Source organism: Faecalibacterium sp. BIOML-A1, from assembly GCF_009679715.1.
In the GTDB taxonomy this organism is placed as follows: domain Bacteria; phylum Bacillota; class Clostridia; order Oscillospirales; family Ruminococcaceae; genus Faecalibacterium; species Faecalibacterium taiwanense.
Map to the genome: position 1 here is coordinate 1 of NZ_WKZJ01000005.1, position 14,655 is coordinate 14,655.

Consider the following 14,655-nt stretch of genomic DNA (forward strand, 5'->3'; position numbering starts at 1 on the left):
GGTGGCGTATCTCGTCCAGCGTCAAGTTGGTGGTGACGATCAGTGGTTTCCGGCTGCGGTATCGGCTGTCCACGATGTTGTAGATCTGTTCTAGTGCGTATTCGGTGCCACGCTCCATGCCGAAATCGTCAATGATGAGCAGGGGGTAGCGACAGAGCTTGTCCACAACATCGTTCCGCCCGGAAAAGCTGCTGTTCAACTCGTTCAGGATTCGGGCAAAGTTTGTCATACGCACAGGCACTTCCTGCTTCATCAGAGCGTTTGCAATGCACCCGGCAAGGAAACTCTTGCCGGTGCCTACACCACCCCAGAGAAGAAGTCCTAGGTTCTCTGTACGCATGGTCTGCCACTGCTCCACATAGCGATGTGCATGGTGCATCTGTGGGCTGCGGCCATTGTCGTTTTCAAAGGTCCAGTCCAGCATTGCCGGGTCGGAAAATCCCTCAGCTTTCAGCCGCCGCACACGGTCAAGGTGCTTTTGCTGGCTGATAAGGGTTTCTTGTTTTTCTCGTTCCGTGCGCTGGCAGCTACATTCAATGGGGTGCTTGTTCTTGCCCATCAGAGCGATGCCCTTTGCAAAGAATGCTTCTTTTGGGGTATGACATTTTCCGCAATAAAGCAGACCGTCCTTGCCATAATAATCTTCTGGATTTTCGGGAATACTGGAAACGGACTGTTCAAAAATTTTTTCAATTGTCTTTATAGGCTTTCTCCTTCCGTGAATGTGTAGTCCGGGATACCCGGTGTCGATTTTCGTTCTGTTTTCTGCCGTTTCGCCCAGATGCGCAGGGTGGCGGCATGGTCAGCATACCTTTTTCCAGTGGACTGGATATAAGCTGAAAGCTGTTCGATCAGGCTGTCCAGCCCGAAGAAATCGGCTTTGAGTTGCTTGTACTCTTTTTCCGTCAGAAAGACATTGCGATATTCTCCAAAGGTCAAATGAGCATCTGTTGTTTTTATCAGGTGGTTATCTTTCAGGTCGTTCTTATTACGTTGGTTAGGTGTGCATTTTTGCGCAATCATGTTGCTCATTTCTGCACAGTCATGCTCGGCATTTTTGCTTACTATGACAGTGCAATTTTGCGTAGTATGTGGAACCTTGAGCAGAATACGGCTGGGCTTGGAAAATCCACTGCGGATACGTTCCACGAGTTGTGCATTTTCTAGTTCAGTAAAAGAGCGTGTTATGCTGGAAATGCTGCATCCCAAATCTTTTGCAAGACTGGAAAGCGGATAGAGTACATAAATGCGACCCTGTGCATCGATCCAGTTGTTCTTTTGAGAAAGCGTTGCCCGGTCCAGCAGCAGGGTGTAGAGCAGCTTTGCTGTGTGGCTCAGGTCTGTATCCAGCAGAAAGCGGGCATAGGGTAGATATCGCGGTAAGGGCGTAGTGACAGTCAGGTAGTCGGAAATAGAATTCACCTCCAGCGTTTTATATCAAAAAATGGCGCAAAGGTTTGCACTCCTGCTCCGGGCAAGCTGACAGACAAAGATTTGTGAATTTCTGCCCGCAGCTCGCTCGGTTTTTTCAGTGGGCCATTTTGACCCACTGATTCCGTTACGGGTAAAAACAAGTGTCGGGTGGCGGCACCTGATTTTCAATGACCTTGATGCGTTACAGATGGAATCAGTTGGTCATTTTGGCCAACTGATTTTTACGGAGTGGGAGTGACGTGTTACAGATAAAACCGGAGTTATCAAAATGGGAACTCCGGTGGCTCTGCCACGGATGCAATCAAGTTATCATTTTGATAACTTGATTTTGATACGGCTACAATCAAGTTCCCGAAGTGGGAACTTGATTCGGCAGGAGTTGCAAATCAAGTTACGGAAAGCGTAACCTGATTTCAGATGACAGCCCAAATCCCCACTTTGGGGATTTGGGAGTGAGCAATTTAAGCATTACGGTTTTTTGGCACTTCCCAGAATGGGAAGTGCCACTTTACTGAACAAAAGCAAGCGTAGATAAGGAACTTGACAAACTTTATCAAGCTCCTCAAAGAGAAGCGTGAGCCGTTACTTTACGCTTGCGGTAGTCTTTCTGCCGACAGGCGTTGCTGCAATATCTGGCATCCGCCCGAATCGGCAAGAACTGCTCACCACAGCAAGGGCAGGTGTAGGCTCCGCGCTCAATGCGCTTTTTAAGACTTTTTCGCAAGTTCAGCATCCGGTGACCGCAGGTCTGGAAGCTGCAATATTTGCGGTTCCGGGTCTGGGTGTAGATGACCTTGCGGCAGCATTCACACTGGATTCTGTGCACACTGGGGTCACCGTCAATGAAATATTCCATCAGGGTGTCCTGATTTTCACGTTCCCATTGTTCTGTTGTCATAGGCATCCTCCTTTGGCTGTTACAGGTGTGTGGTGGATAATGAAAAGCATTATTTGCCCCAAATGTTACGGGTATATGGTGGTTATCAAAATGGTAACCACCACTTTCACACAATAAAGCGTTACGATTGTCTGGTTGGTGATCAAAATGATCACCAACTAAAATCTGTGCGTTATGGCTGGGTGGTAAGTGGACAATTTGTCTATTTACCACTTCCAAGTGGTGAGTTACGGTTTTCGTAACCCACCACAGAGTGACCGTGTTACGGTAATTTGGTAAGTACTGAAAAGCAGCACTTACCAGATTTCACCGTGGCTTGACAAAATGTCAAGTCGAGGTTAAGCGTAACATGGATAGAATCAATGTGTTCAATTTGAACACATTGAACGAGCTGTAACGTAGAAGATGTTTCTGGTGAATGACGCTTTGTGTCATTCACCACATCAACTGGCCATTTTGACCAGTTGATATTGGGTGTGCCGTTCTCCCTGCATGGATTTCCTGCCCCCTTCCGGCGGCGTTTTCCGGCTCGCTCTTGCGAGGTCTTTGCCGGGTATCCCATGCAGACGGTCTTTCGATTTTCAAGGTGCGGTGCTGAATCTGGCAATAAAAAATCGCCACACAACAACCGAAACCTGACCATCCCTTCCGGGATGGCCTTGGTTCGGGTTCGTTATGTAGCGATAAGAAAGTCAAAAACTTGCTCCGGCTCCTTCAGGAGCCGAGCTGGAACTCTAAGTAAATATGTTATATTAAATTGTTGGAATAGACTACCACAAAAATCGAGCTGTGTCAACAAAAAGATTTGAAAATACGCCACTTTCGGCGGGTTGCAAGAAAAGGCGATGAAAACTTTGGCAAAAAGAGAGAGGGCTGGACGGTACCGGCCCCCTTGTGGGTCATAATGCCTTTAGAGGATAAGATGCACGGTCAGCGCAATTTTGTGCTGAATGTCGGGTTTGGGAGAAGCCCAACAAGCGTTTTTGAATTCGGATTTGTAAAATCTGATTCAAAAATTGCGAGTTGGTACCGGCTTGCCCTGCTTGCTGCGGATGCAAACACGAAAATTTTCTAAGAAGAAAAATAACCGTCCACTTCAAGTTGAACTTAAAAACGGATAGTCTCAATCGCAAAATGTTTTTCAAATTTGGGAAGCGCATTGAGAGGCTTCATAGTTGTTGCAAGCAGGGCAGACGTATATACAACGTCTGCATCTGCAAGCAATGTGTCTGTCTATACAAACACCATTTGCGTTGCAAAATGCTTGTTGGGAACACCCAAACCCTTGAACTGCACCGTGCCGATGCAGGCTATATGCTCTCGCAATCCTCAAACCAGCTTCTCCCACAGCGCATTCAAAGCGGCAGCGGCATCCGCATTCATGCCCTCGTTCAGGCGGCGAGCGGCGTACCAGAGGGTAGAGCTTTCGCTCTGCACATCATTGGCAAGGGCGGTGTCTTGCAGCGGCAGAGCAAAGTCTGCCACCGACAGAACGTCTCCTTCCTCCGGGTCGGTGCCGTCCAGCGTCTGGAAGCAGCCATACCGCTGCTCCATGGCGGTGGGGTCGTCCACGATAAACAGGGCGCTCTCGCACAGATAAAAATCAGAGTTCAGCTTGTCCTCGCTGGACTGCATCAACCGCTGCAGGGCGGCATCCTGCGTTTCAAAGTCCAGTGCAAGCCAGATGCCCTTTACCGTGACTTTCACCTTGCCATCGCCGTTCACGTCCCCGGCAAGGGCTTCCAGCTGGGTCTCCAGCTGGCTGAGAAAGGCAGTGTCCGGGTCGGTGCGGCTCACCACTGCCACGGTGTAGTCCGGCTGCACCTCGGTGACTCGGTTCCAGACAAAATACCCCACCGCCAGCAGGGCAGCAGCAATCAGCACCACATAATACCAGTGGTAGTGCCACCAGTTGGCACGCTGCTGCGCCGGGGTCAGGGGAGGGGGCGTTTCCTGGATCAGGTCTTCGGGTTTGATATCCCGTTCGTAGCGGTAGGATGCCATGGCTGTGTCCTCGTTTCGTCTGTTTTTCTGCATCTATCATAGCACAAATTCCCGGGCAGCGGCAGACTGCCCGGGAATTTTTCATGCTTTATTTACACCCGGGTACGCAGGCACTTGAGGTCTGTGCCGGTTACGGTGTAGGCCCCGGTGCCAGCGGGCAGGAACAGGCTCTGCCCCTTGCGGATGGGCAGGCTTTCGCCGGTGGCGGTCTCGGTCAGGGTGCCCTTGCCTTCCAGCACCAGCAGAGAGGTGAAGGAGGTCTCGTCGCAGACATCCTCAAAGTCACCCTCTACGGCATCCACCGTGAAGTAATCACACTGCGCCAGATGGCCGTGGAAGTCCTGCGCTTTCGGCGGCTCCCGGAGGGTAACATCCAGTGCCTGCGGGATGTGCAGCTGCCGGGGCTTGCCATCTGCGCCCAGACGGCCGTAGTCGTAGATGCGGTAGGTGACGTTGGAGTTCTGCTGGATCTCTGCCACCACGATGCCCTTGCGGATGGCGTGCAGCGTGCCGGAGGGGATGAAGAAGCAGTCCCCCTTGTGCACCGGCACGGCGTTCAGCACGTCGGTCAGGGTGTTATCCTGAATGCGGCGCTCAAACTCCTCCTTGCTGATCTCATGGGTGAAGCCGTAGTAGAGGGAGGCACCCGGCTCTGCTTCCAGCACATACCACATCTCGGTCTTGCCGTACTGGTGCTCGTGCTCCAAAGCGTATTCATTGGAGGGGTGCACCTGAATGGACAGGTCTTTTTTGGCATCAATGAGCTTTGCCAGAACGGGGAACTCGCTGAACTTTTCGCAGTGGGTGCCAAGGCAGCCGGGATGAGTGTTGATGTACTGCTGGAAGGTGGAGCCGTCCGGCAGGTAGCTGGGGCCGTCCGGGTGGCAGGACAGCATCCACGCCTCGCTCAGGGGGTGTAATTCGCTCTGGATGCCGTACTCGGTGCGCAGCTTTTCGCCGCCCCAGAGGTAGTCTTTGCAGCTGGGAGTAAGCTGAATCGTTTTCATTTTATATACCTCGAATATGCCTGAAATTGAACACAACGATTTTTCCGAAAAAGGGTGCAAAAAAGCTACCCCGTCCATTTTTCGGCGGGAACGAGGCAGCCAGTTTGCAGGGGATTATGCTTTCAACAGGGCAGAGGCAGCTTTGCCAAGGGTGTCGTTGATGGCATCGGCTGCTTCTTCGGTGGGAGCAACGGCAGAGAGATACACCTTGATCTTCGGCTCAGTGCCGGAGGGGCGTACCATCAGCTTGGCACCGCCCGCCAGACGGAACTCCAGCACGTTTGCCTTGGGCAGTCCGGTGCCGGCGGTGTTGTAGTCCACTACGTTTTCCACGGCCATGCCGCCGATGGCGGTAGGCGGGGTCTGCCGCAGCTGCTTCATGATGGCATCCATGGTGTGCATTCCGCTTTCGCCCTCAAAAGCGAAGCTGTGCAGGGCGTTGCGGTAGCAGCCAAACTCGGCGTACAGCTTATTGATGGCATCCAGCAGGGTCATGCCCTGCTTTGCGTACCATGCGGCGGCTTCGCACACCAGCAGGGTGGCGTTGACGGCGTCCTTGTCCCGGACGTGAGCGCCGGACAGGTAGCCGTAGCTCTCCTCAAAGCCAAAGATGTAGCGGTCGGCTTCACCTGCGGCTTCCAGCAGACCGATCTGCTCACCGATGAACTTGAAGCCGGTCAGGGTGCGGCGCAGCTCCACGCCGTACTTTGCCGCCACCGGGGTGGCCATATCGGTGGAGACGATGGTGGTCACAGCCACCGGATGCTCCGGCATGGTGCCCAGTGCCTTCCGGGTGCGGCAGATGTAGTCCAGCAGAATGATGCCCATCTCGTTGCCGGTGATGAGCCGGTAGCCGCCCTTGCCGTCGGGCACGGCGGTGCCGCAGCGGTCACAGTCCGGGTCGGTGCCCAGCAAAAGATCCGGGTGCACTTTGTCGCACAGCTCCAGACCCTTCTGCATAGCTTCCCGGATCTCCGGGTTCGGGTAGGGGCAGGTGGGGAAGTTGCCGTCCGGCTTTTCCTGCTCCGGCACCACGGTCACATGGGTGACGCCCAGCTTTGCCAGCAGCTTTTTCACGCATTCCAAGCCGGAGCCGTTCAGCGGGGTGTACACCAGCTTCAGGTCGGCGGTGCCTGCACCATCGCCCACACGCTGGGCGTAGACGGCATCCACAAAGTCGTCCAGACATTTCTCGCTGCTGTATTCGATCTTGCCCTCGGCAAGGGCTGCGTCAAAGTCCGCAGGCTGTACGGCAAAGCAGTCTACTGCTTCAATGGCGGCAAGAATTTTTGCTGCCACCTCAAGGGTGATCTGGCAGCCGTCTGCGCCGTAGACCTTGTAGCCGTTGTACTTGGCGGGGTTGTGGCTGGCGGTAACGCACACGCCTGCGCCGCAGCCGTAGTACCGCACCGCCCAGCTCAGTGCCGGGGTGGGCTCCAGACGGGGGTAGATGTACGCCTTGATGCCGTTAGCAGCCAGAACCGCCGCCGTTTCTTTTGCGAACACATCGCTCTTGATGCGGCTGTCGTAGCCGATGGCCACCTTTTTGGGCAGGTCGGAGGCGTTCAGGTAGTTGGCAAGCCCTTGGGTTGCCTTGCGGATGTTGTAGACGTTCATCCGGTTGGTGCCTGCGCCGATGACACCACGCAGACCGCCGGTGCCGAATTCCAGCTCCCGGTAAAAGCGGTCGGTGATGGCATCCTCGTCCCCTGCAATGCTCTTCAGCTCCTCGGCAAGGTCGGCAGGCATCCCGGACTGGGAAAGCCAGCGGTCATACTGCTGTTTTACTTTTTCTTCCATAGGATCACACTTTCTTCAAATACCATATCTTTGCGGGCATCTGGCCGTAGCCGCCGGGCAGTTCCAAGCCGGTGGTCAGCAGCTGCGCCCCTGTGTAGGTGTTATTCTCTTCGTCCCGGTACTGTGCCGCCGGGTCCAGCCCTGCCAGCACCAGCCGGGGACGGGCATTCAGACTGGCGGTGCCGTGGCTGCCGGTCAAAGCATCTCCCACGGCGAACACCGCCGCCTCGCTGCCGTCCTTGGCGGAAAGCATCCACGCAGCACCCAGACCATTTGCGTCCGGGTTTACCAGCCGGTGCAGCTCCCCGCCCCGCAGCAGGGCACCGTGGGCACGATACCATGCCACAAAGGAACGCAGCTGCGCAAGCTCTTCCTCCGTGTACTTGGTCAGATCCAGCTCAAAGCCGAAGGTGCCAGTAAGTGCTGCCGCCATCCGTGCTTCCACCGTGGAGATGTGGCCGGTGCAGTGGTTGGGCACGGTGGAAAAGTGTGCGCCCATCACACAGCCGGGGTAGAACAGGCTGGTGCCATACTGGATGACTAGGCGGCTCCGGGCATCGGTGTTGTCGCTGCACCAGATCTGGGGGCTGTAATAGAGCATTCCGCAGTCGAACCGTGCCCCGCCGCCTGCACAGTTTTCCAGCAGCAAGTGGGGGTATTTCTCGGTCAGGCGGCGCTGCAATTCGTACACCCCCAGCACATACCGGTGGTACACCTCGCCCTGCCGCTTGGCAGGCAGAGCGGCACTGTACACCTGCGCCAGACTGCGGTTCATGTCCCACTTGAGGTATTTCAGCGGGCAGCTTTGCAAGATGGCATCCAGCTGCTGCCAGATGCCATCTACCACCTCCGGGCGGCTGAAATCCAGCGTGTACTGCTGCCGGATCTCCAAAGGCTCCCGGCCGGGAATGCCGAACGCCCAGTCTGGGTGGGCACGGTAGAGGTCACTGTCCGGGCTGATGGCTTCCGGTTCCACCCAAAGCCCCATGTCCAGCCCCAGCAGATTGATCTTTTTGCACAGGCCGAGCAGACCCTGCGGCAGCTTGCGGGTGTCCGCTGCCCAGTCGCCCAAACTGGAAGAAGTATCGTTGCGTCCCTTGAACCAGCCATCGTCCAGCACAAACAGGTCGATGTCTGCCTTTTTGGAAGCCTGCGCCAGTGCCAGCAGCTTCTTCTCGTCAAAATCGAAGTAGCAGGCCTCCCAGCTGTTGATGAGCACCGGGCGGGGTGCGGCCATATCCTGCCAGCGGGGCGGCAGCAGCCGAGTGCGGATGGCATTGTGGAACCGGCGGCTCATCTCGCCTAAGCCCTTATCCGAATAGACCATGGCCGCTTCCGGGGCGGTGAAGCTCTCACCGGGGGCAAGCGTCCAGTGGAAGTGGTAAGGGTGGATGCCCATCACCAGACGCTCACCGGCGTCGCAACGCTCGGCCTCAATGAGGTAGTTGCCGCTGTACACAAAGGCAAATCCCCATGCGTCGCCGGTCGTTTCGGTGGTATCGGCATGGCAGAGGGCGACTGCCGGGTTGTGGGCGTGGCCGGGGATGCCCCGCATACTGCCAATGCTCTGGATGCCGCAGCGCAGCGCCGCACGTTCCGGGGTGCGCTCCGCCGCCCATGTGCCGTTGAGGGTGATAAGTTCCAGCGCATCCGGCGCAAAGTCTACGGAAAGGGAAGCGGCCTTGTGCAATGTCAGGGACTGGGTGCCCGCATTGGTGTACACGGCGGTGCGGGTAATGAGATCCTCCGCCTCGTACACGCTGTACCGCAGCTCCACTACCAGCCCGCCTGCGTCCTTCAGAAAGACCGATAATGTTTCTACACCCTCCCCGGTGCGGAACATGGGCAGGCCGGGCAGCTGCGGCTTGCCGGGGGTGACCACAGCGTGGTCAAACACAAAGGCGGCTGCTTCGGTGCCGTCAGCGTATTCCGGGATGACGGCGGGAGTGCGGTTATCAGCGGTGCCGCAGCCGGAAAGCTCCTGCGGCAGCAGGTCCGGCCAGCAGCCGGGGTCGCTGTGGGGCATCCGGGCATCCGCAAGGCTGGGCACATCCTCCGGCAGACGGGTGCCGTAATAAGTGTGCAGCACCATGCCATTGGGGGCAACTGCCAGCTGGTAGCTGGTGTGGGTGGTATGCAGGGTAAAGACAGTTTCGGTGCAGACGATCATTGCACGCTGTCCTCCGTGTCAGGTTCTTCTTCCGGTTCCTCTTCCTTGCGCCCGGCTTTTTCCAGCTGAGCAAAGGCGGGGCGCATCAGGCTTGCCATGCCAAGGGCAGAACCTGCGCCGCCGATGAGCAGCCACAGGGGCAGCAGATAGACGAACCACGCAGGGGCGGCTTTTGCCAGCAGAGGAAACCACGCCAGAAAGGCAAGATTCCCCACAGTGGGCAGCAGGTTTGCAAGGGTCATGCGGCCGCTGTCCGTCAGCACCGGCAGAACGCCGGGATAGGTGAACCGTGCCAGCAAAGCAAAGCCCCAGCTGCAGCAGCAGCCCGCCAGCACCAGCAGCAGAAAGGACGCTGCCGCCAGAATGCCGGTGCTGGGGGTGTCCTGTGCGGTGGCGGTGCGCAGCCCGGTGAGGGCGGCAAAGCCTGCCAGCAAAAGCACCAGCCACAGGGCGGTGGATTGCTTAAAATCCCGCTTGAACGCCTTGAAAAAGTCGGTATGGACGGTGTAGTCCTCCTTTGCCGCCATCTTGTTCACCACCGTGAACAGCCCCAGGGTGGAGGCTCCGGCGGTGACGATGGGCAAACAGCACACCAGCCACAGAAGGTTGGCAAAAAGCAGATCGCCGATCTTCCCCATAGTGCGGTAGAAGGGGCTGTCGATGTTGGTCTTTTTCATGGCGTTTCCTTTCGGGTGGAGGTCTCAGAGGGGCGGTTTACTCGCCGATGCTCTTGAGGTACTCCAGATTTTTGTCGATGAGGGCGCACCGCTGCTTTACGCAGTCCACACTGCGCAGCGGGTCGGCGGGGGTGTTGAAGGCGAAGTCCAGCAGTTTGTCGATGGTGGTAGAAGCTACATGGAGACGGGTATCGCTGGCTGCATAATAAATATACACGCTGCCGTCCTCATCGGCAATGGCACCGTTGGTGAACACCACGTTGGAGACATCGCCCACACGCTCCCAATCCCGGGGAGCGATCAGGAAGCCGGAGGGCTCTGCAATCACCTTGCTGGGGTCGTCCAGTGCGGTGACGAATACATAAATAACGTACCGCAGCCCGGCGGCGGTATTCCGCACGCCGTGGGCAATGTGCAGCCAGCCCTTTTCGGTCTTGATGGGGGTGGCACCCTCGCCGTTCTTTGCCTCGGTGATGGTGTGGTAGCGGCGGGGGCTGGTGATGATCTCCTCGTCAATGACGGCGTGAGTGATGTCCTCGCACAGACCAAAGCCTACGCCGCCGCCGGAACCGGTGTCGATGAAGTCATCCATGGGGCGGGTGTAGAAGGCGTACTTGCCGTTGACAAACTCCGGCAGCAGATCCACATTGCGCTGCTGGGGGCTGCGCTTGGTGACAAGGTTCGGCAGACGCTCCCAAGTCTTGAGGTCTTTGGTGCGGACGATGCCCGCAGCAGCCACGGCAGCGGACAGGTCATTCACGCTGTTGTCCTTGCTCTCGGAGCAGAACACGCCGTAGATCCAGCCGTCCTCGTGCTGGGTCAGGCGCATATCGTAGACGTTGGTCTCCTCCGGGCAGGTGTCCGGCAGCAGGATGGGCTTTTCCCAGAAGTGGAAGCCCTCCACCGGGCTGTCACTTTCTGCCACGCCAAAGAAACTCTTGCGGTCGTTGCCCTCAATGCGTGCCACAAGGTAATACTTGCCGTTCAGCTTGATGGCACCGGAGTTGAACACGGCGTTCACGCCCAGACGCTCCATAAAGTGGGGGTTCGTCTCCGGGTTCAGGTCGAACCGCCAGCTCAGCGGGATGGATTCGCGGGTCAGCACCGGGTTTTCCCACCGGTCGTAGATGCCGTTGTAGAAATCGGTCTTTTTGTTTTTGCGGGCCAGGTAGGCATCCTGCAAAGCCTTCTGGCGCAGGTATTCGGGGTGGAGTTTAGACTGTGACATCGGGGTTCCTCCTTATCAGTTCCATGCACATTCTGCCGTTGTGGTAGGGGCACTTCCACGGCTCAAGGATGGGTTTGCGGCTGGACGGTTTTCCGTCTGCGTCCACCTCCCAGAACCATTCACTGCCGGGGCGTTTGTCCACCATCACGTTGCAGATGTAGTGGTAAATATCGGCGGCGGCATCACGGTATTTTGCATCGCCGCTCTTGTTGTATTCGTTCACGAAGCCCAGTACGGACTCGGCCTGCACCCACCACACACGGGTGGTGTTCACTTTGCCGCGCTCGCACTCATTGACCACCGAGTGGTCAATGTAAGCTTCTTTGTAGATGTGGGCGGCAAGGTCGGAGTTGATGGCGTGGATGCGCTTGGAAAGCGCTGCATCTCCCAGTAAATCGCAGCCCCAGTCGATGAGCCAGCTGGACTCGATATCGTGGCCGTAGCTGTACAAATCGATGATGGAGTTGTAGTGCTGGTCAAAGAACACCAGCTGCCGGTGCAGCTCCGGGCTGTAAATTTTGTGCTCGTAGATGTCAAGGATGCGGCGCAGGGCTTTTTCCACCTCCGGGTCACGGCTGGCCTGATAAAGCCCGGCGTAACCCTCGAACACATGGAGCAGGGTGTTCATGGTCTTTGCCGCCATGACACCGTTTTCCGAGAGCTTTTCGTTGCTCTCCGGCTTCCAGTCGATGGTAAAGGCCTCCAGATAGCCCTCGCTGTCGGTGCAGTGCTGCTCGATGAGATGAAAGATCTTTTTTGCGTAGGCCAGCGCAACGGGGTCTTTGGTCAGCCGGTAGTAAGCGGAAAGGGCATAGATGGCAAAGCCCTGATTGTAGGTGTGCTTGGTGGTGTCCTGCGGCTTGCCGGTGTAATCGCAGCTCCAGTACACACCGCCGTTTGCCTCGTCGTAGCAGTTTTTCAGGAAGAACTGGTAGGCGTGGCGGGCATCCTCGGCAAGGTCTGCCCGGCCGGTCAGCATGGCCGCCTCGGAGAAGAACCACAGAATGCGGCTGTTCAGGATGCAGCCCTTTTCGGCTTTTTTATCCAGCTTCAGGTCAAAATCCATGTAGCCGTAAAAGCCGCCGTTTTCCTCGTCCCGCAGCCCTTTCCAGAAGGGAATGATGGTTTGCAGCAGCATTTCTTCTGCTGCCTGTTTGATGGAAGACATAATACAGAACTTCCTTTCTGTACAAAAGTAAAAACCCTCTCGGTCACGGCTTGCGCCGTGCCAGCGCCCGGTAGGGGACGTAAAATCTCTTTTTGCAGAGATGGCGATGCGAAGCATTGACAGAGAGGGTTACGCTTGACGCTTAGCGGATGCCCACCTCGTGGTCGGTGGGGCCTGCATTATCGTGGGTCTTGATGTAATCCACCACCTCGTCTACGGTGGTGAAGGCCAGACCGACATAGCTGTCGGCGCAGCCATAGTACAGAGCGATGCGGCCGGTGTCGGCATCCTGCAGGGTGGCGCAGGGGAAGCAGACGTTGGGCACGAAGCCGCGCTCCTCGTACCACTTTTCCGGGGTCAGCAGGAAGTTGCCGCAGCGGTACAGTACCTTGCTGGGCTCGTCCTTATCCAGAATGGCACCGCCGATGGAGTAGACGAAGCCATTGCAGGTGCCGGTAACGCCGTGGTAGAACAGCAGCCAGCCCTCGCTGGTCTCAATGGGGGCAGCACCGCCGCCGATCTTCACACTCTCCCACCAGTTGGAGCCCTTGCTCATCACATGACGGTGACGGCCCCAGAACTCCATATCCGGGCTCTGGCTCAGGAAGATGTCACCAAAGGGGGTGTGGCCGCTGTCAGACGGGCGGCTCAGCAGGGTGTACATGCCGTTGATCTTGCGGGGGAACAGCACGGCGTTGCGGTTGAAGGGGATAAAGGGATTCTCGATGCGGACAAAGGTCTTGAAGTCGGTGGTCTTGGCGATGCCGATGGACGCACCGTAGAAGTCCTGACACCAGATGATGTAGTAGGTGTCCTCCACCTTCACAAGACGGGGATCGTAGGCGTACACCGGCATAAACGGCTCGCCCTTTTCGTTGACGAAGGGGATCTTGTCCTTGTCAAAGTTCCAGTGGATGCCGTCCTCGCTGCGTCCCAGATAGATGTAGGGGATGCCGTCGATCTGCTCGCCACGGAACACGCCGATGAACTTGCCCTCGTAGGGCACCACGGCACTGTTGAAGATGCGTGCCACCCCTTCCACAGGGTTGCGGTCGATGATGGGGTTCTCATTGTACCGCCACACCGGGGCGGTAACATCGGCAGGCTTTTCCTGCCAGGGGATGTTGGGCAGTGCATCGCAGAACATTTTTACGTTGCTCATAAGATAAACTCCTGTAATAGAAGATTGTTTGTTTTCCTTCTGCTGTATTCTCCCGGCTCCTGCACAGGAACCGGGAGAAGCAGCAGATGATGAAGGAAAAATGTGGATGTCTTGAAAAGGTCGTACTGGCCGAAAACGGCTTTCCTCTTGCGGTGCCCAGCGTCCACTTCGGCCCTTGTGCGGGCCTCGTGTCCTGCTGACCGCGGTGCCAAAAATTGCTCCCTGTTTCCGCAGCAGGCGGCGGTCGCAATTTTAGCCCTTCACCGCACCGGCAGCCATGCCGCTGTAGATCTGATCCTGACACAGCAGGAACACGATAAGGGCGGGGATGATGGTGATGATGACACCGGCGCAGATGTAGTTGTACTGGTTGCCCATGGGGCCGGAGAACACATACAGCGAGGTAGCAACCACCTGATACTTGGTCTTATCCTGCAGATACAGGTTTGCCATGTAGTATTCGTTGTAGGTGGACACACCCTTCAGGATGGCGCTGGTGACGATGGCGGGCTTCAGCAGGGGCAGCAGGATCTTGAAGAACACACCAAAGTAGGTGCAGCCATCCAGAATGGCGCTTTCGTCCAGCGTGGAGGAAAGGTTCTCGAAGAACTGCAAAAAGATATAGATGGTGATAACGTCTGTGCCCATCATCAGGATGATGTAGCCGGGCAGGGAGTTCACCAGATGCAGAGCGGTCATGATCTGGTACACCGTGACCTGCGAGGCGATGCCGGGGATCAGGGTGGCAATGGTGAACAGGTTGCGGATCAGCTTGTTGCCGGGGAACTTGAACCGGTTCAGCACATAAGCCAGCATGGCGCTGATCATAATGCTGCCTGCCAGCACGCAGATCAGGATAATAAAGCTGTTGAGGAACGCTTTGCCCATGTTGGCCTTGTTCCATGCGATGATGAAGTTATCGAAGTTCAAAAAGCTCTTGGGCAGGGTGATGACGTTGGTGTTGGCATACTCTTGCTCCGTCTTAAAGGCGGTGAAGATACAGGACACGATGGGCACCAGTGCCACGAAAGCGGCAAAGATCAGCAGCACATACTTGCAGATATTGATGAGGATGCGCTTCATTTTGATTGCGTTCATACGTTCTGC

The 14,655-nt window shown here is 56.5% G+C and carries 12 protein-coding genes; all 12 read right to left on the minus strand.

From position 1 onward, the window contains the following. Positions 1–694, minus strand: a 694-nt coding sequence (locus tag GKG36_RS07410; protein WP_243145079.1) for an ATP-binding protein, incomplete at its 3' end; no start/stop codon positions are given. Between the two features lie 5 nt (positions 695–699). Continuing rightward, a complete protein-coding gene (locus GKG36_RS07415; protein ID WP_173012921.1) occupies positions 700–1,422 on the minus strand; it encodes a replication initiator protein A in 723 nt (240 codons plus the stop codon). Positions 1,423–1,996: 574 nt separating this feature from the next. Next, positions 1,997–2,332 (minus strand): hypothetical protein, encoded by a 336-nt coding sequence (locus GKG36_RS07420; protein WP_005922736.1) that lies wholly within the window; start codon positions 2,330–2,332, stop codon positions 1,997–1,999. A 1,329-nt stretch (positions 2,333–3,661) separates the two neighbouring features. Next, the gene (locus GKG36_RS07425; RefSeq protein ID WP_242957202.1) at positions 3,662–4,336 is read right to left on the minus strand and encodes a hypothetical protein; all 675 of its coding nucleotides are present in this window, start codon (positions 4,334–4,336) and stop codon (positions 3,662–3,664) included. Between the two features lie 92 nt (positions 4,337–4,428). Then, positions 4,429–5,343: a type I phosphomannose isomerase catalytic subunit gene (locus tag GKG36_RS07430; protein ID WP_097773133.1), complete on the minus strand. Its 915-nt coding sequence runs from the start codon at positions 5,341–5,343 to the stop codon at positions 4,429–4,431. A gap of 114 nt (positions 5,344–5,457) precedes the next feature. After that, positions 5,458–7,143, minus strand: a complete 1,686-nt coding sequence (locus GKG36_RS07435; RefSeq protein ID WP_097773134.1) for a phospho-sugar mutase — start codon at positions 7,141–7,143, stop codon at positions 5,458–5,460. 4 nt (positions 7,144–7,147) lie between these two features. Next, on the minus strand, positions 7,148–9,313 hold the full coding sequence (locus GKG36_RS07440) for an alpha-galactosidase (RefSeq protein WP_097773135.1): 2,166 nt from the start codon (positions 9,311–9,313) through the stop codon (positions 7,148–7,150). Next, positions 9,310–9,990, minus strand: a complete 681-nt coding sequence (locus tag GKG36_RS07445) for a YesL family protein (RefSeq protein WP_154260004.1) — start codon at positions 9,988–9,990, stop codon at positions 9,310–9,312. The genes GKG36_RS07440 and GKG36_RS07445 overlap by 4 nt, the downstream gene beginning before the upstream one ends. 37 nt (positions 9,991–10,027) lie before the next feature. Next, positions 10,028–11,218 carry a Predicted glycosylase gene (locus GKG36_RS07450; protein ID WP_015537561.1) on the minus strand — a complete coding sequence of 397 codons (1,191 nt, stop codon included), beginning with the start codon at positions 11,216–11,218 and terminating at the stop codon, positions 10,028–10,030. Further along, positions 11,205–12,386 carry an AGE family epimerase/isomerase gene (locus tag GKG36_RS07455; RefSeq protein WP_097773136.1) on the minus strand — a complete coding sequence of 394 codons (1,182 nt, stop codon included), beginning with the start codon at positions 12,384–12,386 and terminating at the stop codon, positions 11,205–11,207. Before GKG36_RS07455 ends, GKG36_RS07450 begins: the two co-directional genes overlap by 14 nt. A 142-nt stretch (positions 12,387–12,528) precedes the next feature. Further along, positions 12,529–13,548, minus strand: coding sequence for a glycoside hydrolase family 130 protein (locus tag GKG36_RS07460; protein ID WP_097773137.1), 1,020 nt, complete (start codon positions 13,546–13,548; stop codon positions 12,529–12,531). 252 nt (positions 13,549–13,800) lie between these two features. Further along, positions 13,801–14,646 (minus strand): carbohydrate ABC transporter permease, encoded by an 846-nt coding sequence (locus GKG36_RS07465; RefSeq protein ID WP_097773138.1) that lies wholly within the window; start codon positions 14,644–14,646, stop codon positions 13,801–13,803. Between the last annotated feature and the right edge of the window lie 9 nt (positions 14,647–14,655).